The following is a 21,020-nucleotide window of genomic DNA, read 5'->3' as shown; positions in this document are numbered from 1 at the left end:
CCCCCGGTTCACCCGGGAGCGGGCCGTTCTCATCGGCGGGTCAGGCCGCGCGGCGCCGGCCCCGGGAGCGCCGGGGGTAGGGGAAGAGCCGCAGCGAGCGCTTGGCCGCCAGGTCCTCCATCCAGCCGAAGCAGAGCACCAGCCCGGCCAGCAGCGGCAGCGCGATCAGCAGCGGGGTCCAGTGGCTGCGCAGCAGCCACTGCCCGTGGTCGAACAGGAAGTCGATGTTCCACAGGTTGTCCATGATCGGGACGGCCAGGGTCAGCGCCGGGACGTGCCACAGGTAGACGCTCACCGCCCGGGCGTTGAGCAGGGTGATCCAGCCGTCCCAGCGCTCCAGCGGCCGGGGCCAGGTCTCCCAGGACGGGCTGAGGTGGAGCAGCAGCAGGACGTAGCCGAAGGACCAGATCGCCTGGGCGAACGGCACGCTCTCCAGGTCCCCGATCAGGGTCGGGTCCTCGATCGGCCGGCTGAGCAGCCACCAGAGCCCGGCGACCATGATCAGCGGGGCCAGCGAGGGCGCGAGGTACTGCGGCATCCTGCGCAGGATGCCCTCCTGGTGCGCCATGCCGAGCAGCCAGCAGGCGCCGAAGGTGGTGAAGTCGGTGGCGGCCTCGCCGATCCTGCCGTCATGGCTGAACAGCCCGGAGTTGATCAGCCACGACAGGGCCAGCGGGGCGAGCACCGTCAGCAGCGGCTGCTTGCGCAGGCAGCGCAGCATCAGCGGGGAGAGCAGCACGTACCAGAGGTAGGCGCGCAGGTACCAGAGCGGCACCGCGACGTTCTCGGCCCAGCTGTGCTCCAGCATGCCGTGGAAGCCGGAGAGGTCGGCGCCGTACGGCGGGTTGCTCAGCGGCAGCACCCAGAACGCCAGGTGCCCCCACCACCAGCCCGGGTGGCCCTCGGAGTTCGGCCCCCAGCCGTCGAGCAGCATGAAGCCGGTCAGCACCGCGCCGAACAGCCACATCGGTGGCAGCAGGCGCCGCAGCCGGCCGCGGATGACGCTGAGCGCCGGCCGGCTGAGCGAGCGGACCATCAGCGAGCCGGCCAGCGCGAACATCACGCCCATGGACGGGAACGCCAGCGGCAGCCAGCCCCAGCTGAAGTTGTGGTAGAGGATCACACGGACCAGCGCCAGGGCGCGCAGCAGGTCGAGGTAACGGTCCCGGCCGCTCTTGCGGCGCACCGGCGCCTCGGCGGCGGGTTCGGCCTCGAGGTCGGGCCCGGCCTCGGGGTCGGCGACCAGCTCGGGGCCCGCCGCGGGCGCCACCGCGTCCTTGGCGGCGAAGGCCGCCTCGAAGGCGGCCACCGACGCGGCCACCGAGGCGTCCTCGGAGCCGCCCCGCTCGGCCTCGCCCGGCCGCAGGACCCGCAACTGCATCGTCTCGTCCTGGGGCGGCGGCAGGCGCCGGAAGGCGTCGAAGCCGACCGGCCCGCGCGGCTCGGTGGGAGCGGGCATCGTCAGACCTCCACGATCGGTGCCGCGACCTCACCGGTGCGCCGCAACTTCTGCCAACGGAGCCGGCCGCCGGTGAGGGCCGTGATCGACGACTGGAGCAGCACCAGGTACATCAGCTGCCGGTAGACCACCTGCTGGATCGGCAGGGTCACCAGGTGCCAGGGCTTCTCCTTGTCCAGGCGGAAGGCGTACCAGGCCAGCGCCCCCTGGACGAGCAGCACGGCGAGCCAGGCCGAGAGCGTGCGCGAGGCGTCCACGAACAGCACGCCGTACAGCAGGAAGAGGTCGATCAGCGGCGCCAGCAGCGGGGTGATCACGCCGAACAGGGTGACCACCGGCAGGCCGACCCGGCCGAACCGGCCGGCCGGGCCGCGGTCGAGGACCGCGTGCCGGTGCTTCCACATCGCCTGCATGGTGCCGTAGCTCCAGCGGTAGCGCTGCGACCAGAGCTGCTGCATGGAGGCCGGCGCCTCGGTCCAGGCCCGGGCGTTCTCCGCGTAGACGACCCGCCAGCCCTGGCACAGCAGCGCCATCGTGACGTCGGTGTCCTCGGCCAGGGTGTCGTCGCTCATGCCGTCGACCTCGAGCAGCGCCGCCCGGCGGAAGGCGCCGATCGCCCCGGGGATGGTCGGCATGATGTTGAGCGTGTCGTACATCCGGCGGTCGAGGTTGAAGCCCATCACGTACTCGATGTGCTGCCAGGCCCCGATCAGGGTGTCCCGGTTGCCGACCTTGGCGTTGCCGGCGACCGCGCCGACGCCCGGGTCGGCGAACGGCTGGATCAGCTCGCGCACGGTGGAGGGCTCGAAGACGGTGTCGCCGTCCATCATCACGACGATGTCGTGGGAGGCGTTGGCGATGCCGTTGTTGAGCGCCGCGGGCTTGCCGCCGTTCGGCTGCCGCAGCAGCCGGACGTTCGGGAAGTTCATCTCCTCGACGATGTCCGCGGTGCCGTCGGTGGAGCCGTCGTCGATCACGATGATCTCGATCGGGTGGTCGCTGGCCGCGAGCGAGTTCAGCGTGTTGGCGATGCACTCGCGCTCGTTGTACGCCGGCACCAGGACGGTGACCGGCTCGGTCACCGGCGGCCCCCAGCCGAAGTCCGCCCGCCTGGTCCGGCGGACGTGCCGGGTGGCCAGCACGATCATCAGCGCGAAGCGGCCGAACACCAGCACGCCGACCACGGCCAGCAGGTCGATCAGCCACGGCAGGACGTTGACCGCGAGCTGGGTGCCGGCGATGAACGCCCGGCCGGCCCAGAGCTGGTAACCGTGCACCGGGACGGTGGTGTTGGAGGAGCCCAGGGCCTCGCCGATGCTGGCGAACCGGTAGTTCTGGGCCTCCAGCTTGTCGATGATCTGGGAGAGCGCCGCGACGGTCTGCGAGCGGTCGCCACCCGCGTCGTGCAGCAGGATCATCTCGCCCTTGCCCGGCTGCTTGGGCATCGCCGTCCGGACGATGGAGTCCACGCCCGGCCGCTGCCAGTCGTCGGTGTCGGCGTCGATGAAGGCGGTCAGGTAGCCGCGCTGGCCGACCTCCTTCACCACCGGCCAGGTCCAGTCGTCCAGCGCGTCCGCGGTGGAGGAGTACGGCGGACGGAACAGCGAGCTGTGCACGCCCGCGACGCCGGCCAGGGCGAGCTGGGTCTGGCCCAGCTCCCAGCTCAGCCGGGTGCGGGACTGCAGCGCCAGGTCGGGGTGGGTGAAGGTGTGCAGGCCGATCTCGTGGCCGCCGGCCACGATCTGGCGGATCAGGTCCGGGTGGCGCGCGGTCATCGCGCCGGTGACGAAGAAGCTGGCGTGGATGTGGTGCTCGGCCAGCAGGGCGAGGATCTTCGGGGTCCAGACCGGGTCCGGACCGTCGTCGAAGCTCAGGACGACGGTCCGGTCGGGTATCGAGTAGCTGACCGGGGCGTTGTTCAGCTTGCCCCGCGCGTCGACGATCGGACCGCCGGTGAGCAGGTTCGGCGGCACGGTGGTCTTGTCCACCGACACCGCGATCTGGTTGTCGTGGAACACCTCGTTGGTCGCCATGCCGCGCAGCACGAGCAGGGCGAGCAGGAAGACCAGCACCGTCACCGGGAGGAAGAACCTCAGTGGCGGGGCGGCGAGGCGGCGTGACCGGCGGGCGGACTGTCTGGGGCGCTGATGGCGGGACATGGCGGTTCCTGGAGCCGGGCGGTGACGCGGGTCAGTGGTTGCCGGACCGGGCGGTCGCAGCCGTGTGGGTGGCTGCTGCGCCCGGCGGGGCGATCGTGGTCTTGCCGGCGACCGGAGCGGTGGCCCGGCTTCCGGTGGCCGAGGCGGAGCCGGTCGCGGAGCTCCGCCCGGTGGCCTTGCCGGAGGGAGGGGTCGCCGACCGCGAGGACGCCGAGCCCGACGTGGCGGGGGACGGGGAGAGCGAGGCGCTCGGGACGGTCGCCGGGAGCGCGGACGCACCGGGCTCCGCGCCGCCAGGGGTCGGCTGGACCGGGATCCGCAGGGCCGGTGCCTGCGACTGCATGCCGACCAGGCCGGTGGTCATGGTGGCCGCCAGCACCGCCGTGAGCACGCCGATCAGCCAGCCGACACCGCGCATCCGGCGCCCGCGGGTGCCCGACTGGTCGACGAAGACCGGCGCCGGGCCGGCACTGGGAACCGCGACCGCGCGTTCACGGCGGCCGGACCGCAGGAGTGAAGGTGCCACTGAAGTGATCGGGCCTTTCCGGGACCAGCGCAGACCGCGGGGATGTCATAGGGACCGTAGTGCACCAGCGCTCCCTGAATTGGCATCAATGTTCGGTTTGGGTGGTTCTGACCGTCTCCCGTGACCTGATCGAAATCGTCGGTCCACGTCCGGCCCCCCTCTGCGCGCTCACACTCGGCGACCTCGTAGGATGCCCGAACGCTCGGCCGCAGCCGGCCGGGGAACCCGTTCAGGAACGGCCACCCGTGATCAGTCGCCCCACCGCAGCCCGCGCACCCCGCCTGCCCCGGCCGGCCCTCCTGCTGGCGTCCGCCGCGCTGCTGCTCACCGCCTGCACCTCCACCGGCACCCCCGCCGGCACCGACGCCGCCGCGCCCTCCGGCACCGCGGCCTCGCCCTCCCCCGCGGCGCCGTACGACGTCTCGGCGCTGCGCAGCCCCGGCGGCCGGCTGCTCGGGGTGGCCTCGGCGGGCTCGCCCGACGACCTCGACCCGGTGAACGCGTTCGCCGCGAAGGCCGGGCACCAGCCGGACCTGCGGGAGTACTACCAGGAGTGGGGCGACGACTTCGACCCGGACGAGAACACCAAGCTGTGGCGCCACGGGCAGCTGCCGCTGCTCTCCTGGGACCCGACCGGCACGGCGCTCCCCGCGATCGCCTCCGGCTCGCAGGACGACTACCTCGGCCGGTTCGCCGACCAGGTCCGGTCCTACCAGGGGCCGCTGGCGATCAGCTTCGCCCAGGAGATGAACGGACCCTGGAACCCCTGGGGGCCCGGCCACGCCTCCGCCGACGACTACGTCCGGGCCTGGCAGCACGTCCACGACGTGTTCCGCGACCGGAAGGCGACCAATGTGCTCTGGGTGTGGGCACCCCACGTCACCGACTCCGGGGCTCCCACCGCGCTGCCGCCGTACTTCCCCGGGGACGAGTACGTCGATTGGCTGGGCCTGGTCGGCTACTACGGGCCGCAGGACGGCGCCGACTACCGCCATCTGTTCGCCCCGACCGTGAAGGTGCTGCGCACGCTCTCCCGCAAGCCGCTGCTGATCACCGAGACCGGGGTGGCCGAGGGCCCGCGCAAGACCGCCCAGATCGCCGACCTGTTCACCGGCGCCGCCGGGACGGACGGGCTGATCGGCCTGGTCTGGTACGACCTGCAGAAGAAGTGGCCGGGCAGCTCGCAGCTGACCGACTGGCGGGTGGACAGCTCCGCCGCCGCGGCGGCGGCGGTCACCAAGGCCGCCGCCGAGCGGGGCTTCGGGTACCCGCTGAGCGGCCCTCAGGCGAGTTCGAGCGCCAGGTAGAAGTCGACCCGGTCCTCCAGCCGGGACAGGTCACGCCCGGTCAGCTCCTCGATCCGGCCGATCCGGTAGCGCAGCGTGTTGACGTGCACGTGCAGCTGGGCGGCGCAGCGGGTCCAGGAGCCGTCCGAGCGCAGGAACGCCTCCAGGGTCCGCACCAGGTCGGCCTGGTGCTCGATGTCGTACCCGATCACCCGGTCCAGCAGCCGGCTGCGGAAGGCCCGCCGGACCTCGTCCGGGACGGCGGCCAGCAGCAGCACGTGCGAGGCGAGCTCCTCGGGGCCGGCCACGCAGACCCGGCCGACCCGGGCGGCGGCGATCCGGCGGGCGTGCCGGGACTCCTCCAGCGCGCCGCGCAGGCCGCCGGCCTCGGCGGCCGGGGCGCAGACCCCGACGGTGATCCGGCCCTCCGAGCCCAGGCCCGCCTCCAGCGGGGCGAGCAGCTCGCGCAGCGCGTCGGCGGGCACCGGGGCGTCCATGGCGGGCAGCACGCCGACCGCGGTGCTCCCGGAGCCGGCCACCAGGGCGCGGTCGGAGGTGTCGGCCAGGGCCTCCTCCATGATCGAACGCAGTGCGCCGTCGGGCAGGCCGGTGCTCTCCGCGCTGAGCACCAGCCAGGTGCCCTCCCCCGCCGCCGGCGATGGCCGGGCGCCCTCGTAGCGCACGGCCATCGCCGAGGAGGCGTGCAGCGCACGGCTGATCTCGGCCGGGTCGGCGTCCCGCTGCAGCAGCGTCAGCACCTCGTCGGCGAGCCGGCGGCGCAGCCGGCGGCCCTCGTCCCGGCGGATCCGCTCGGCGGCCACCAGCCGGGCCAGGTTCTCGGCCAGCTGCTGGCGCTTGCCGGTCCATTCGGTGACGTCGCCGGCCACCGCCAGCACCCAGTCGGCGAGCGGGCTCTCCGCGGCCGGGTCGGCGGCGGCGGGTAGCAGCGAGTACGAGCCGGAGATCAGCCGGGCCCGGTGCGGGGGGCGGCGGCGCTGGCGCTGGGCGGCCAGATGGGTGCGGGCCAGCTGGTCGCGGTCCTCGGCGGAGAGCCGGTCGGCCGGGCCGGCGATCACCCGGCCGGTGGGTGTGAGCACCCAGCAGTCCAGGTCGAGGTCGCCGCCGAGCAGGTCGAGGACGGCGTCCAGGCCACCGCCGCCGGCGGCGGAGACCAGCATCCGGTGCCGGTCCACCAGGGCGGCCAGGTCGGCGGCCCGGTCGGCCGAGACCTGGCGGCCGACGAACTCGGTGACGGCGCCGAAGGCGATGTCGTCGGGCACCGCCAGCAGCGGCATCCGGTGCCGCTTGCAGGCGTCGATCAGGTCGCCCGGCACCGGGCCGACCTCGGCCTCGCCCGCCGCCAGCGCGACCGCCCCACCGGCCACGATGGTGCGGACGAACCGCTCGGAGTCCTCCGGCGCGGTGCGCCAGAGCATGCCGGTGAGCACCAGCTCGCCGCCGTGCAGGTAGCGGCCCGGGTCGTGCAGGTCCGTGGTCATGACACCGCTGACCTGCCGGTCGAGCTCGTCCTCGGCGGCGAGCAGCCGCAGCCCCAAGGTGCTGGGGGCGAGCAGGTCACGGACACGCATCCGCAGACTCCTTCGTCTGGAGGGTGGGGGTCGGGTGGGATGTGGGGGCTCACAGTGTGCCCCAGCGAATGGCCTCGGCGTTACGTCTCAACGGGTGCCCGGGTCACGGGGTCGTAGCGTCGCCGTCACGGCCGGATTACGGTCGTACCGAGCGGTCCGTAACCGCTTGGGCTGGGCGATTGCCCTCGTTAGAGGAACGTACAGGATGCCGGGCAGCACCACCGCCGGGGCTTCATGCCATCGGTGACTGCCTACGGGTGGGCCGTCAGCGGTTCACTGGCCACACGCCGCCGGACACACCCCGGTGACCAGGACTCAACGCTCCGGCAACGGAGCGGTAGCAGAGTCCGAAATCCGAGGGTAAGAACTCGGGGTGGCCGCCTCCGAACGGGCGAGCCGCCGAGTTCGGGGCACTGTGCCCGACCGTTCCGGTAGGCGACGACTTGAGGAGACACCCGCATGGAGTTCCTTCGGCCCGCTACGTGGGACGAGGCACTCGCGGCGAAGGCTGAGTACCCGACCGCGCTGCCGATCTCGGGTGGCACGGACGTCATGGTCGAGATGAATTTCGACGTGCACCGGCCATCCGCGATTCTCGACCTGAACCGCATCACCGAGCTCACCGAATGGTCGAACGACGGTGAGGTGGTGAGACTCGGTGCCGCGGTGCCGTACACCCGGATCATCAACGAGCTGTCCGGTCCGCTCCCGGGTCTGGCCCTGGCCTCCCACACGGTGGGCTCCCCGCAGATCCGCAACCGCGGCGGGGTGGGAGGCAACCTCGGCGGTGCCTCGCCGGCCGGCGACGCGCACCCCGCGCTGCTGGCGGCCGGCCGCGACGTGTTCGTCGAGGCCGCTTCGGTCCGCGGCACCCGCCTGATCCCGATCGACGAGTTCTACGTCGGCGTGAAGCGCAACTCGCTGGAGCAGGACGAGCTGATCCGCGCCGTCCACATCCCGGTGGCGGACGGCCCGCAGCAGTTCTCGAAGATCGGCACCCGGAACGCGATGGTCATCGCGGTCTGCGCGTTCGGCTTCGCGCTGCACCCCAAGAACGGCACCGTCGGCACCGGGATCGGCTCGGCCGCGCCGACGCCGCGCCGCGCCGTGGCCGCCGAGGAGTACCTCCAGGGCGTGCTCGCCGAGCGGGGCCTGTGGGAGTCCGGCGACCTGCTGGGCGCCGAGGTCGTCCAGCAGTTCGGCGAGCTGGTGAAGGCCGCCGCCTCCCCGATCGACGACGTCCGCGGCACCGCCGACTACCGCCGGCACTCGCTGGCCGTGATGGCCCGCCGCACGCTCACCTGGACGTGGAACGACTACAGCAAGCAGATCAGGAGCGCGGCATGAGGGTGACGTTCACCGCCAACGGCAAGCCGGTCGAGGCCGACGACGTCTGGGAGGGCGAGAGCCTGCTGTACGTGCTGCGCGAGCGGGTCGGCCTGCCGGGCTCCAAGAACGCCTGCGAGCAGGGCGAGTGCGGCTCCTGCACGGTCTACCTGGACGGCACCCCGGTCTGTTCGTGTCTGGTCGCGGCCGGGCAGGTGCAGGACCGCGAGGTCCGCACCGTCGAGGGCCTGGCCGACGAGAACGGCGAGCTGGGCCTGGTCCAGCAGGCGTTCATCGACGCCGGCGCGGTCCAGTGCGGCTTCTGCACCCCCGGCCTGCTGGTGCAGACCGACGCGCTGCTGGACAACGATGCGCAGCCCAGCGACAACGACATCCGCGAGGCGCTGTCGGGCAACCTGTGCCGCTGCACCGGCTACGAGAAGATCATGGACGCGGTGCGGCTGGCGTCCGCCCGCAAGTGCGCGAAGGCGGTCTCGGAATGAGTGCTCGCACGATCCAGGGTCAGAAGAACCTCCAGGAGATCCGACAGGCCAGCAAGGACGGGATCGGCGGCTCGCCGCTGCGTCCGGACGGCAACCTCAAGGTCAAGGGCGAGTTCGCGTACTCCTCCGACATGTGGCACGAGGACATGCTCTGGGGCATGGCGCTGCGCTCGCCGCACCCCCGTGCCAACATCCTGAGCGTCGACATCTCCGACGCGCTCAAGGTGCCCGGCGTCTACGCGGTGCTCACCCACGAGGACATCCCCGGCACCAAGTTCTACGGCCTGGAGATCCAGGACCAGCCGGCGCTGGCCATCGACAAGGTGCGCTACCACGGCGAGGCGATCGCGCTGGTCGCGGCCGACCACCCGGAGACGGCCCGCCGCGCGGTGAAGAAGATCAAGGTCGAGTACGAGGTGCTCACCCCGATCGTCACCGAGGAGCAGTGCCTCGCCCCCGAGGTGCACGGCTACGTGCACGAGCCGCACGAGTTCAAGTCGCACGGCTACGGCAACATCTGCCACGAGCAGAAGCTGGTCTCCGGCCTCGGCGTGACCGACGAGGTCCGGGCGCTGGCCGACGTGATCGTCAGCGGTACCTACGAGGTCGGCATGCAGGACCAGGCCTTCCTCGGCCCGGAGTCCGGCCTGGCGGTGCCCGCCGAGGACGGCGGCATCGACCTCTACGTGGCCACCCAGTGGCTGCACGTGGACCGCCAGCAGATGGCCCCGGTGCTCGCCCTGCCGGAGGAGAAGGTCCGCCTCACCCTGGCGGGCGTCGGCGGCGCGTTCGGCGGCCGCGAGGACCTGTCGATGCAGATCCACGCCTCGCTGCTGGCCCAGCACACCGGCAAGCCGGTCAAGATCGTCTACGCCCGGGACGAGTCCTTCTTCGGCCATGTGCACCGCCACCCGGCCAGGATGTTCTACGAGCACGGCGCCACCCGCGACGGCAAGCTGGTCTTCGCCGACTGCCGGATCGTGCTGGACGGCGGTGCCTACGCCTCCGCCTCGCCCGCCGTGGTGGGCAACGCCGCCTCGCTCGGCCACGGCCCGTACGTGATCCCGAACGTGAAGATGCACGCCATCGCGCTCTACAGCAACAACCCGAGCTGCGGCGCGATGCGCGGCTTCGGCGCGGTGCAGGCGGCGTTCGGCTACGAGAGCCAGATGGACAAGCTCGCCGCCGAGCTGGGCATCGACCCGGTCGAGCTGCGCCAGTTGAACGCGATGTCGGAGGGTGACTTCATGCCCACCGGCCAGCAGATCGACTCGCCGGCCCCGGTCGCCGAGCTGCTCCGGCGGGTCAAGGACATGCCGCTGCCGCCGCCGCTGGACCTCGACGACCTCGACGTCCGCACCCTGCCCGGCGCGCTGTCCAACACCTCGCACGGCGAGGGCATCGTGCGCGGCGTCGGCTACTCGGTCGGCATCAAGAACGTCGGCTTCTCCGAGGGCTTCGACGACTACTCCACCGCCCGGGTCCGCCTGGAGGTCATCGGCGGCGAGCCGGTCGCCATGGTGCACACCGCGATGGCCGAGGTCGGCCAGGGCGGCGTCACCGTGCACGCCCAGATCGCCCGGACCGAGCTCGGCGTCGAGCAGGTCACCATCCACCCGGCCAACACCGAGGTCGGCTCGGCCGGCTCCACCTCCGCCTCCCGGCAGACCTACATGACCGGTGGCGCGGTGAAGCTGGCCGCCGAGGCGGTCAAGCAGGCACTGATCGAGAAGGGCCGGCGCCGCTACGGCTGGAGCCAGCGCGACATCACGCTGGCCGGCGGCAAGGTGGTCTCGGAGACGGCCGGCCCGCTGATCTCGATGGTGGACCTGCTGGGCGACGAGGCGATCGACCTGACCCGCGAGCACCACCACCGGCCGACCGTCCCCTTCGACAAGGAGACCGGGCAGGGCTTCGGCCACGTCCAGTACACCTTCTGCGCCAACCGCGCGGTGGTCGACGTGGACGTCGAGCTGGGCCTGGTGAAGGTGGTCGAGCTGACCGCCGTCCAGGACGTCGGCAAGGCGCTCAACCCGCTGTCGGTGGTCGGCCAGATCCAGGGCGGCTGCACCCAGGCGCTCGGCCTGGCCGTGATGGAGGAGATCATCGTCCGGGACGGGAAGGTGCGCAACGCCTCCTTCACCGACTACCTGATCCCGACCATCCTGGACACCCCGCCGATCCCGGTCGAGGTGCTGGAACTGCCGGACCCGCACGCGCCGTACGGCCTGCGCGGCGTCGGCGAGGCCCCCACCGTCTCCGCCACGCCGTCGATCGTCGCCGCGATCCGACAGGCCACCGGCATCGCCCTGACCCGGATCCCGGTCCGACCGGAGCACCTCACCGGCACGCTCTAGGGATTGTCGGACAAGCTCTGGCCCCCACCCGACCTCCCCGGGGCGGCGACCGTCTTCCCCGCCGCCCCGGGGCAGCACCACCAGAGCTCCACAAGAGCTCGCCCGCACCGCACACGCACCACACGTGCACCATCCCGCTGCCTCTCCCACGCCGGGGCTCTGCAGCGGTGCGCACCACGCTCCCCCGGCCTGCGGCCGGGGCGCCCCCGGCGCAGCCCGAATGTGCACATCGTGAGTCGAACAGTCCCCCTGCGCCTGCTCCTATGCCTGGCACACAGGTCGGCTCGCCCACCCCAACCCCCTTTGAACCTTGGGAGTGGACATGACCCGGATCCCGACGGAGCCCGGCACCACTGAAGAAGCACCCGCCACCGACGAGCCCCTCACCTCGTCGCCGGCAGCAGCCCCGCCGAGACACTTCCTGGACGCCTACTTCAAGATCTCCGCCCGGGGCTCCAGCCTCGGCAACGAGCTCCGCGGCGGCCTGACCACCTTCATGGCGATGGCCTACATCGTCCTGCTCAACCCGATCATCCTGAGCGGGGCCGACGTCAACGGCCTGAAGCTGGACCACGCCCAGCTGACCACCGCGACGGCGCTCGCCGCCGCCGTGACCACGATCCTGATGGGCGTGGTGGGCAACGTCCCGCTGGCGGTGGCCGCCGGGCTGTCGGTCTCCGGCGCGATATCCGCGCTGGTGGTACCGCACACCACCTGGCCGCAGGCGATGGGCCTGTGCGTGATCTACGGCCTGCTGATCGTCCTGCTGGTCGTCTCCGGCCTGCGCGAGAAGATCATGAACGGCATCCCGCTGCCGCTCAAGCACGCCATCACCATCGGCATCGGCCTGTTCGTCGCGCTGATCGGCCTGGTCAAGGCCGGCTTCGTGCACACCGGCGGCCCGACCCCGGTCTCGCTCGGCGCCTTCGGCGAGCTCTCCGGCTGGCCCGTCCTGGTCTTCTGCCTCACACTGCTGACGATCTTCGTCCTGCTGGCCCGCAACGTCCGCGGCGCGATCCTGATCGGCATCGCCGGCGGCACCGTGGTGGCGTTCGTGGTCAACGCGGTCGCCGACCTGCCCGCCAAGACCTGGAGCAGCTCCGCCCCGGTGTGGCCGGGCAGCCCGGTCTCCGCCCCCGACTTCGGCCTGTTCGGCCACGTCGACCTGTTCGGCGCCTTCGGCGGCCAGGGCCTCGGTGCGATCAGCGCCACGGTCGCGGTCTTCACCCTGGTGCTGGCCGGCTTCTTCGACGCGATGGCGACCATCATCGGGGTCGGCACCGAGGCCGGCCTGGCCGACAAGCAGGGCCGGATGCCGGGCCTGTCCAAGGCGCTGTTCATCGACGGCGCCGGCGGCGCCATCGGCGGGGTCGCCGGGGCCTCCGGCCAGACCGTGTTCGTGGAGTCGGCCACCGGCGTCGGCGACGGCGCCCGTACCGGCCTCGCCTCCACCGTCACCGGCGCGATGTTCGCCCTGATGCTGTTCTTCTCGCCGCTCGCCGCGATCGTCCCGGTCGAGGTCGCCTCCGCCGCCCTGGTGGTGATCGGCTCGATGATGATGAGCCAGGCCCGGCACATCGACTGGTCCGACCGCGAGGTCGCCATCCCGGCCTTCCTCACCAGCGTGCTGATGCCGTTCACCTACAGCATCACCGCCGGTGTCGCCGCGGGTGTCATCTCCTACACGGTGATCAAGGCCGGCACCGGCAAGTGGCGCGAGCCCGGCCCGCTGATGTGGATCCTGACCGGGGTGTTCGTGATCTACTTCGCGCTCGTCCCGATCAAGGACTGGCTGGGCGTGCACTAGACCCGGGCGCCCGCCCGCCCCGCCGCGGTACGGGGGCCATCGGATCCCCGTACCGCGGCACCTGCCGTACACCGCTTCAGGTAGGCCGCTTCCCGTCGGCCGCTTCCGTACACCGCGCACACTGGACTGGTAAGGAGCACCGGACATGCAGGACATCGCCGAGCAACTGCACGCCTGGCACGCCGCCGGGCGGTCCTTCGCCGTGGCCACCGTGGTCGGCGTCTCGGGCAGCGCGCCGCGTGACCCGGGCGCCGCGCTGGCCGTGGACGCGGCCGGCGAGGCGATCGGCTCGGTCTCCGGCGGCTGCGTCGAGGGGGCGGTGTACGAGCTGTGCCGGGAGGCCCTGGCCAGCGGCGAGCCGGTGCTGGAGCGGTTCGGCTACAGCGACGAGGACGCCTTCGCGGTCGGCCTGACCTGCGGCGGGATCCTGGACGTCTTCGTGCAGCCGGTGGTCCCCGGCGCCGACCCGGCGCTGGACGCCGGCATCGCCTTCATCGCCTCCGGCACCCCGGTCGCCCTCGCCCGGGTGATCGCCGGGCCGCCCGGGCTGCTCGGCGCCACCGTGGCGGTCACCGCCGACTCCCACCACGGCTCGCTCTCCCCCGACCCCTCCACCACCGCCCCGGCGGCACCCACCGCCCTGCGCCCGGTGCGCCCCGCGCCGCCCCGCCACCTTCTGGAGCGCGCCGCGGTCGCCGAGGCCCGGGCGATGCTGGACGCCGGCCGCACCGGCCGACTCGAACTCGGCCTGGACGGCCGCCCGTGCGACGAGGGGCAGGGCACCGTCACGCTGTTCGTCGAGTCCTACGTCCCCGCTCCGCGGATGCTGGTGTTCGGCGCGATCGACTTCGCCGCCGCCGTGGTGCGGATCGGCAAGTTCCTCGGCTACCGGGTGACGGTCTGCGACGCCCGTCCGGTCTTCGCCACCGAGCGCCGCTTCCCCGAGGCCGACGAGGTGGTGGTCGACTGGCCGCACCGCTACCTGGACTCCCAGCTCGAGCGGATCGACGGCCGCACCGTGCTGTGCGTGCTCACCCATGACGCCAAGTTCGACATCCCGCTGCTGGAGCGCGCGCTGCGGCTGCCGGTGGGCTACGTCGGCGCGATGGGCTCGCGCCGGACCCACCGCGAGCGCAACGCCCGGCTGCGCGAGGTCGGCCTGACCGAGGCCGAGATCGGCCGGCTGCGCTCGCCGATCGGCCTGGACCTCGGCGCCCGCACCCCGGAGGAGACGGCCGTCTCGGTCGCCGCCGAGATCGTCGCCCACCGCCGCGGCGGCAGCTGCCTGCCGCTCTCGGCGGGCCACGGACCGATCCACCACGACCTGGCCGGGGCCGGGGCCGAGCAGCCCGTACCGCAGCCGCACGCGGCCTGACCCGCCCGGCTGACGGATAGTCACCAGCCCGACGCGCCAAGCGCGTCGGGCTTTCCCATGCGCTCCCGGCACCCTCCGACCATCTCCCCTCATGATCGGAGATGAAACCTGGAGACATCTCCATTCACATCCGTTGACATGCTTGAGCGGCCACCGCCATGCTGAGCCAGCCGAAATGACTGTCCGTCAAACGGACGTTCATTTCAGCGGTCCTTCGTCCCTCGTCTCCGCTCAAGGGGGTGAACCGCATGAAGAAGATCGCCATCCGCAAGTCCGGCCCGGTCCGCATGACCAGCGCCGCCAAGGCGCTGTACGCGCCGTGGGACTGCATCGTCGTCACGGCCTGATCCGCAGTGCTGCCGCGTTCGCAGGTCCGGAGGGGGGTGAACCAGATGAAGAAGATCGCCATCCGCAAGTCCGGCCCGGTCCGCATGACCAGCGCCGCCAAGGCGCTGTACGCGCCGTGGTCCTGCATGCTCGACGTCTGATCGGCCGCTCCCGTCACCCGTACCCGAGAAAGGGGTGCTCTCGCATGAAGAAGATCGCCGTCCGCAAGTCCGGCCCGGTCCGCATGACCAGCGCCGCCAAGGCGCTCTACGCGCCGTGGTCCTGCATCATCGTCCCCCAGGTCTGACCCGGTACCGCACCGGGCCGTTCGCAGGTACCGCGGGCGGCCCGGCGTGGCACGTCCCGCGCGCAGGAGGTTCCCTTGCCACCCCGTCCGGACAGCGACACCGCCCGGAGCCCACTGGACCGGCCGCAGCCGATGCACCCGCTGGTGTTCCACCCCGACGGGGACGACGTGGTGGTGGGCCGCGCCGACACCGACACCTACGTGGTGCTCCCGGTGGACGGCGCCTACCTGGTCCACCTGCTGGCCGACGGCACCCCGCCCGACCGGGCCGCCGCCGAGTACCGCGAGCGCTGGGGCGAGGACGTCGACATCCAGGATCTGCTCGAGTCCCTGGATGAGCTCGGCTTCCTGCTGGCCGAGGGCGAGACCGTCGCCGAAGCCCGCCCCGTCCGCCACCAGCGGTTGGGCCGCGCGCTGTTCGGCCCGGTGGCCTGGATCTGCTACGCCGCTCTGATCGGCCTCTGGCTGGTGGAGAGCGTGCGCACCCCGGAGCTGCTGCCGGACTACCACCAGGTCTTCTTCACCCGCTACTACAGCCTGATCGCACTGTTCCTGCTGGTCGGGCAGACCCCGCTGATCGCGCTGCACGAGATCTTCCACGCGCTGGCCGGCCGCCGGATCGGCCTGCACTCGCGGTTCAGCCTGGGGCGCCGGCTGTACTACGTGGTCGCCGAGACCTCGATGGACGGGCTGGTCGCCGTCCCCCGCCGGCAGCGCTACCTGCCGATCCTGGCCGGGATCCTGCTGGACGTCCTGGCGGTGGCCGCGCTGACCCTGGTCGCCGACCTGCTCCGCCGGCCGGACGGCAGCTTCCCCCTGGCGGCCGGCCTCTGCCTCGCCCTCGCGTACGCGACCGTGCTGCGGCTCGCCTGGCAGCTGCTGTTCTACCTGCGCACCGACCTCTACCTGCTGATGACCACCCTGCTGGGCTGCGTCGACCTGCACGCCGCCGCCAAGCACGTGCTGCGCGCGCGGATCCGCCGGCTGCTCGGCCGGCCCGCCGAGGACGACTCGCACCTGCACCCCACCGACCTGCGGGTCGCCCGCTGGTACAGCTGGCTGATGGTGCTCGGCTACTCCTTCACCCTGCTGCTCGGCGTGACCGCGGCCGTGCCGATGGCCTACCAGGTCATCGTCGGGGTGCTCGGCCGCTTCACCGGCGACACCCCGGCCGTCGAGCTGATCGACTCGGCCACCGTCCTCACCCTGAGCGCCGCCCAGCTGGCCGTCGCGGGCGCGATCGCCCTGCGCGACCGCCGGGCCGCCCGGGCCTCCCGGGCCTCCCAGGCCGCCCAGGCCGCCCAGGCCGGCTGACCGCCACCCCTCCCCGTCCCCGTTCCGAAAGGCGGCACCGTCATGGCCGAGCACCGGCACCACTGGATCCGGGCAACCCACCGCGACGCGGCCACCGAGGCCCGCGGCGCTCTGGAGCTGCCCCCGGTGCTGGCCGCCGTGAGCGCGCACCGGCGGCTGCGCGGGCCGTACACCGCCACCGGCTCGGTGCTGCGGGCGGTGCTGCCGGACGCGCTGGTCCGCTGTCCCGAGGCGGCGGCCCGGCACGACGTCGAGATCCTCTCCGTCGCGCCCGAACTGCGCCACGCCGTCCGGGCCACCCGGGAGACGCTGACCTCGCTGGCCATCCCCAAGGAGCGCACCCGCTTCTACTCCCGGCTGCGCACCCTGCGGATCACCCACGGCCTGGTCGAGTTCCTCACCGCGTACGTGCGCTCGCTCGGCGACGGCCCGCGCACCCTGGTGGTGACGGACGTCCAGCACGCCGACCCGACCGACCAGGAGTTCCTCGCCGTCCTGCTGCGCCGGGCCGACCCGGCGCTGATCACCGTCGTCCTGGGCACGGGGCCCACCGCCCCGCTCCCGCCGGACGGCCCGGTCGAGGCACCGCTGCCGGCCGCGCTCGCCGCGTACTGCACCGCGCTGGACGCGGACGCCGCGCCGCAACCGCTGCCCGCCGATCCGGCCCGGGCCTGGGTGGACGGCGACGGCAGCGCGGACGACCCACGGCTGCAGGAGGCCTACCTCGCGCTCCCGGCCGAGCGGCGCGCCGCCCTGCACGACGAGCGCCACCGCCAACTCCTCGCGCTCGGCGAGGAGTCGCTCGCGCTCGGCGCCCTCACCTGGCACGCGGAGCACGGCAGCGACCCCCTCGGCACCGGGGTCCCCACCCTGCGCCGCGCCCTGGACACCTGCATCGATCTCGGCTTCTACCACGCCACCGTGGAGCTCGGGGAGCGCGGCCGCACCCTGGTCGGGCCCGCGCAGGACCTCGACGCCTGGTGGGCCTTCACCACCAAGATGACCACCTCGCTGGCCGCACTCGGCCTGCCCGAGCGCTCGCTCCCCTTCTACACCGAGGCCCGCGCGCTCTCCACCCACCCGGTGGTCCACATGCAGGCCGCGTACGCGACCTCGATGCTCTACACGCGCCACTTCGACGCCGGGCAGCGCGACCACCTGCTCGCCCGGGGCTGGATCAACCAGGCGATCGCCCTCGCCGAGCAGTTGCCCGACCGCAAGGAGGGGGCCGCCCGCGCCGTCTTCAACCGCAACGGCCTGGCCCTGATCGAGATGCACCAGGGCAACCTGCCCGCCGCCCTCACCCTGCTGGACGAGTGCCTGGCCACGCTGGAGCAGACCCTCACCCCGGACGAGCACGCGCTGCACCGCTCGGTGCTGCGGCACAACCGGGCCCAGGTCACCGCACAGTTGGGGATGCACACCGAGTCCATCGCCGACTTCGACCAGGTGATCGCCCTGGACCCGAACTACGCCGAGTACCACTTCGACCGCGGGCTGGCCCACCGCGGCCTCGGCCACCCGGCCGAGGCACTGGCCGACTTCGAGCAGGCCGTGCGGCTCTCGCCGCCGTTCCCGGAGGCCTACTACAACCGGGCCGACGTCCGGGCCGAACTCGGCGACCTGGAAGGGGCGGTGGCCGACTTCGGGTACGTACTGGAGCTCGACCCGGCGTTCCCCGACGCCCACCTCAACCGGGCCGGCCTGCTGCTGGCGCTCGGCGACCTCGCGGCCGCCTGGCAGGATGTCGACGCGGGCCTGGCCCTCAGCCCCGAGAGCGCCGAACTGTGGTGCCTCAAGGCCCAGTTGCACATCGAGGCGGAGAACACCGCGGAGGCCCTGCGGGCCCTCGACCGGGCCCTGGAGACCGCGCCCGAGTACGCCCCCGGCTTGGCACTGCGCGGCACCCTGGCGTACGAGCGGGGCGAGCTGCCGGCCGCGCTGACCGATCTGGAGCGGGCCGCCGCGCTCTCCCCCGACCCGGAGATCCGGTTCAACCTGGCGGTGGTGCTCCGCGAGTCCGGCCGCACCGCGGACGCCCTGGTCCTGCTGGACGCCCTGCTCGCCGAGACGGAGGACCCGGACGTGCGGGCCGAGCGGGAGCGCTGCGCGAGCGGCGGCTGAACACCTGCCGACCGTTGCCCGACCGCCCGCTGACGGTGGAACGGCCCGGCGGGGCCCCGCCCGCCGGGCACCGGGCCGGGCCGGGCGATCGCCACCAACTCCGCACCGAGCCCGCACCACCCCGCGGTATCCGCGCCCGGTCGGCGCCAACTACGATGTCCCGGGAACAATCCCGACTCCAGCTGTGCTCACCCGGCCGGCGTGGGACCCGTGAGGGAGGCGCTTTGACTGGTCCGGAGCTTGACCCGCCCACACTCAGTGGCCGGATCGACCGGCTGTTCCAGGTCGTCCGCAGGCCGAGTGGCGAGCCGTACAGCCACGAAGAGGTCGCCCGCGCCTGTCGGGAGGCCAGTGGGGAGACATTTTCGGCCACCTACCTCTGGCAGCTGCGCACCGGCCGGCGGGACAATCCGACCAAGCGTCACCTGGAGGCGCTGGCACAGTTCTTCCAGGTCCCGCCCTCGTACTTCTTCGACGACGAGCAGAGCGACCGGATCACCGAGGAGCTCGCGCTGCTCGGTGCGATGCGCAACGCCGGCGTCCGGGAGGTCGCCCTGCGGGCCGTCACCCTTTCACCCGAAGGGCTCGGCACCATCAGCGACATGATCGAGGCGATCGCGCGCAGAGAGGCCAGATCACAGCGGTCCGAGTGATGTCTCCCGTCCGGCGCCCGCGCCTAGGATCGTGGCCGGTCGACCGGACGGCAGGGGTGGGAGTGGCGATGGCAGCGGCGGAACGCGACGGCAGACGCCTCTGGCGGCGGTGTCAGCAACTGGTCGCCGACACGCCGCTGCCCGTGCCGTTCGAGATCGCCGGCTTCCTCGGCGCGCTCTCGGTCCAGCTGGACCGGCCGATCGAGCTGATCCCGCTGCCGACCGGGGTCCGGGCGCCGTGCGGGCTGCTGATCAGCACCGACCGGGCCGACTACATCGGGTTCCCCACCGACACCACGCCGCTGCACCAGCAGCACATCGTGCTGCACGAGGTCGGCCACCTGCTCTGCGGCCACCGGGGCGGTCTCGGCGGCGGCCTCGGCGCGGCGGACAGCGGCACGGCCGGCCCGCTGTTCCCGCACCTGTCCGGCGAGTTGATCCGCCGGGTGCTCGGCCGGACGGTCTACACCGACCTGCAGGAGCAGGAGGCCGAGCTGTTCGCCTCGCTCGCCCTGCACCGCACCAGCAGGGCCCGGCCGACCACGCCGACGGCGCCGGCCGGCGAGCAGGGCCCGGCCGGCCGGCTCGGGTCGATCTTCGACCGGCCGGCCCGCTGGGGACCCTGCCCGTGATCGACCTCGCCGCGGTGACGGCCTGCCTGGTCGCCCTGTGCGGCATCGGCTTCCGGCTCCACCAGGTCCGCGGCAGTCGGCTGCACTCGGGGACCTGGTACCTGCTGGCCTTCGCGCTGTGCATGGCGCTGGCGACCGCGCTGCTCGCCCCCGCCGTGGCCGGCGCGGCCCGCGGCCACCCGCCGTGGGCCCTGGCGATCGCCCTCGCGGGCGGCGAACTCAAGGTCGCCGGGGCGGGGTTCCTGGCGCTGCTCGCCCTCTCCGTCGAGCCGCCCGAACGCAGCCGCCGGCTGATCGCCCGGCAGAGCGCGGGCACCCTGGCCGTGGCCGCGGTGAGCAGCGGCTTCTTCCTCGCCGCCGACGCCGACCCGGTGGCCGGCGGGCTGTACGTGAACGAGTCCGGACGCGCGCCGATCACCGGCTACAACCTGCTCTTCACCGCTCACTCGATCTGGTGCCTGGCGGTCTTCCTGCTGCTGGTCGGCCGGGCCTCGCGCCAGGTGGAGGACCGGCTGCTGCTGGCCGGGCTGCGGCTGGTGCTGGCCGGCGCGGTGGTCGGCCTGGTCTGGTCGGTGCTCAGCGTCGGTCCGCTGCTGGACGCCCTGACCACCGGCCACCAGCTCACCCGTGAGGACCGGGTCTCGGCCACCGCCGGCGTGCTGGCCCTCACCTTCGGCCTCGGCGGCGCCACCCTGACCGCCTGGGCGGGCCTGTCGGCGCGGCCGTTCCGCTGGCTGCGGGCCTGGTACCGGTACCGCAAGCTGACCCCGCTCTGGTCGGAGCTGCGCTCGGCGGTGCCGGGGATCGCCTTCGACGCGGCCGGCCCGGCGGGTGGCCGGCGGCTGCCCCGGGACGCGGAGTTCGCGCTCTACCGGCGGGTGATCGAGATCCGCGACGGACAGCTCGCGTTACGGCCCTACCTGCATCCCGAGGCCGCCGGGTGGGCCACCGCCGAGGCCGCCCGCCGGGAGCGCGCCGACCCGCAGCGGTTGGCGGCGACGGTGGAGGCGACCGTGCTGGCCATCGCGATCGAGGCCGCGGCGGCCGGCCGGCCGCGGTCGGCCGCGGTCGGCGGCTACGTCCCGCCCCAGATGCCCGCCGACCCGGACGTCGAGGCCGCCTGGCTCTGCCGGGTCGCCGCCGCCTTCACCTGCTCCGGCACCGTCCGCCGCCTGCGCACCCGAGCCCGTACGGAGCTGACGGACTGACTCCGGCCCGGCATTCCCGCAGGTCGGCGCAGTCGCCGGGGTGGACGGGCGGGCACCGGCCCGGCTAT

15 protein-coding genes are annotated in these 21,020 nt (G+C 73.0%); 11 read left to right on the top strand and 4 right to left on the bottom strand.

Features of this window, described 5'->3' with window-relative positions:
• Nucleotides 1-40: 40 nt before the first annotated feature.
• Genes AB0K43_RS01275 through AB0K43_RS01265 form a run of 3 tightly spaced genes read right to left on the bottom strand, consistent with a single transcriptional unit; the run spans nt 41 to nt 4,144 of the window.
• Nucleotides 41-1,459, bottom strand: a complete 1,419-nt coding sequence (locus AB0K43_RS01275; RefSeq protein ID WP_363634488.1) for an acyltransferase — start codon at nt 1,457-1,459, stop codon at nt 41-43.
• Nucleotides 1,460-1,461: 2 nt separating this feature from the next.
• Nucleotides 1,462-3,618: a bifunctional polysaccharide deacetylase/glycosyltransferase family 2 protein gene (locus AB0K43_RS01270; RefSeq protein ID WP_363634487.1), complete on the bottom strand. Its 2,157-nt coding sequence runs from the start codon at nt 3,616-3,618 to the stop codon at nt 1,462-1,464.
• Nucleotides 3,619-3,649: 31 nt separating this feature from the next.
• Nucleotides 3,650-4,144 carry a hypothetical protein gene (locus AB0K43_RS01265; protein ID WP_363634486.1) on the bottom strand — a complete coding sequence of 165 codons (495 nt, stop codon included), beginning with the start codon at nt 4,142-4,144 and terminating at the stop codon, nt 3,650-3,652.
• Between the two features lie 245 nt (nt 4,145-4,389).
• Here AB0K43_RS01265 and AB0K43_RS01260 point away from each other — a divergent pair, with 245 nt between their 5' ends.
• Nucleotides 4,390-5,451, top strand: a complete 1,062-nt coding sequence (locus AB0K43_RS01260) for a glycosyl hydrolase (RefSeq protein WP_363634485.1) — start codon at nt 4,390-4,392, stop codon at nt 5,449-5,451.
• Here AB0K43_RS01260 and AB0K43_RS01255 read toward each other — a convergent pair.
• On the bottom strand, nt 5,427-7,019 hold the full coding sequence (locus AB0K43_RS01255) for a PucR family transcriptional regulator (protein ID WP_363634484.1): 1,593 nt from the start codon (nt 7,017-7,019) through the stop codon (nt 5,427-5,429). The two genes, AB0K43_RS01260 and AB0K43_RS01255, sit on opposite strands and share 25 nt — an antisense overlap.
• A gap of 459 nt (nt 7,020-7,478) precedes the next feature.
• On the opposite strand from AB0K43_RS01255, the gene AB0K43_RS01250 reads away from it, so the two are divergent.
• From AB0K43_RS01250 to AB0K43_RS01205, 10 genes are all read left to right on the top strand, one after another.
• On the top strand, nt 7,479-8,366 hold the full coding sequence (locus AB0K43_RS01250; RefSeq protein WP_363634483.1) for an FAD binding domain-containing protein: 888 nt from the start codon (nt 7,479-7,481) through the stop codon (nt 8,364-8,366).
• Nucleotides 8,363-8,848 (top strand): (2Fe-2S)-binding protein, encoded by a 486-nt coding sequence (locus tag AB0K43_RS01245; RefSeq protein WP_363634482.1) that lies wholly within the window; start codon nt 8,363-8,365, stop codon nt 8,846-8,848. The genes AB0K43_RS01250 and AB0K43_RS01245 overlap by 4 nt, the downstream gene beginning before the upstream one ends.
• Nucleotides 8,845-11,205, top strand: a complete 2,361-nt coding sequence (gene pucD, locus AB0K43_RS01240; protein WP_363634481.1) for a xanthine dehydrogenase subunit D — start codon at nt 8,845-8,847, stop codon at nt 11,203-11,205. Before AB0K43_RS01245 ends, pucD begins: the two co-directional genes overlap by 4 nt.
• A 322-nt stretch (nt 11,206-11,527) precedes the next feature.
• Nucleotides 11,528-13,012, top strand: coding sequence for an NCS2 family permease (locus AB0K43_RS01235; RefSeq protein ID WP_363634480.1), 1,485 nt, complete (start codon nt 11,528-11,530; stop codon nt 13,010-13,012).
• Between the two features lie 145 nt (nt 13,013-13,157).
• The gene (locus tag AB0K43_RS01230; RefSeq protein ID WP_363634479.1) at nt 13,158-14,387 is read left to right on the top strand and encodes an XdhC/CoxI family protein; all 1,230 of its coding nucleotides are present in this window, start codon (nt 13,158-13,160) and stop codon (nt 14,385-14,387) included.
• Nucleotides 14,388-15,096: 709 nt separating this feature from the next.
• Nucleotides 15,097-16,335 (top strand): hypothetical protein, encoded by a 1,239-nt coding sequence (locus AB0K43_RS01225; protein ID WP_363634478.1) that lies wholly within the window; start codon nt 15,097-15,099, stop codon nt 16,333-16,335.
• Nucleotides 16,336-16,377: 42 nt separating this feature from the next.
• Nucleotides 16,378-18,459, top strand: coding sequence for a tetratricopeptide repeat protein (locus AB0K43_RS01220; protein WP_363634477.1), 2,082 nt, complete (start codon nt 16,378-16,380; stop codon nt 18,457-18,459).
• 224 nt (nt 18,460-18,683) lie between these two features.
• Complete coding sequence (locus tag AB0K43_RS01215) at nt 18,684-19,112, top strand: helix-turn-helix domain-containing protein (protein ID WP_363634476.1); 429 nt, start codon at nt 18,684-18,686, stop codon at nt 19,110-19,112.
• Between the two features lie 68 nt (nt 19,113-19,180).
• Nucleotides 19,181-19,744, top strand: a complete 564-nt coding sequence (locus tag AB0K43_RS01210; protein WP_363634475.1) for a ParH-like protein — start codon at nt 19,181-19,183, stop codon at nt 19,742-19,744.
• A complete protein-coding gene (locus AB0K43_RS01205) occupies nt 19,741-20,952 on the top strand; it encodes an MAB_1171c family putative transporter (RefSeq protein ID WP_363634474.1) in 1,212 nt (403 codons plus the stop codon). The genes AB0K43_RS01210 and AB0K43_RS01205 overlap by 4 nt, the downstream gene beginning before the upstream one ends.
• The last annotated feature ends 68 nt before the right edge of the window (nt 20,953-21,020 follow it).

The organism is Kitasatospora sp. NPDC049258 (genome assembly GCF_040678895.1).
Lineage (GTDB): Bacteria > Actinomycetota > Actinomycetes > Streptomycetales > Streptomycetaceae > Kitasatospora.
This window is presented reverse-complemented; position numbering and strand designations above follow the sequence as displayed.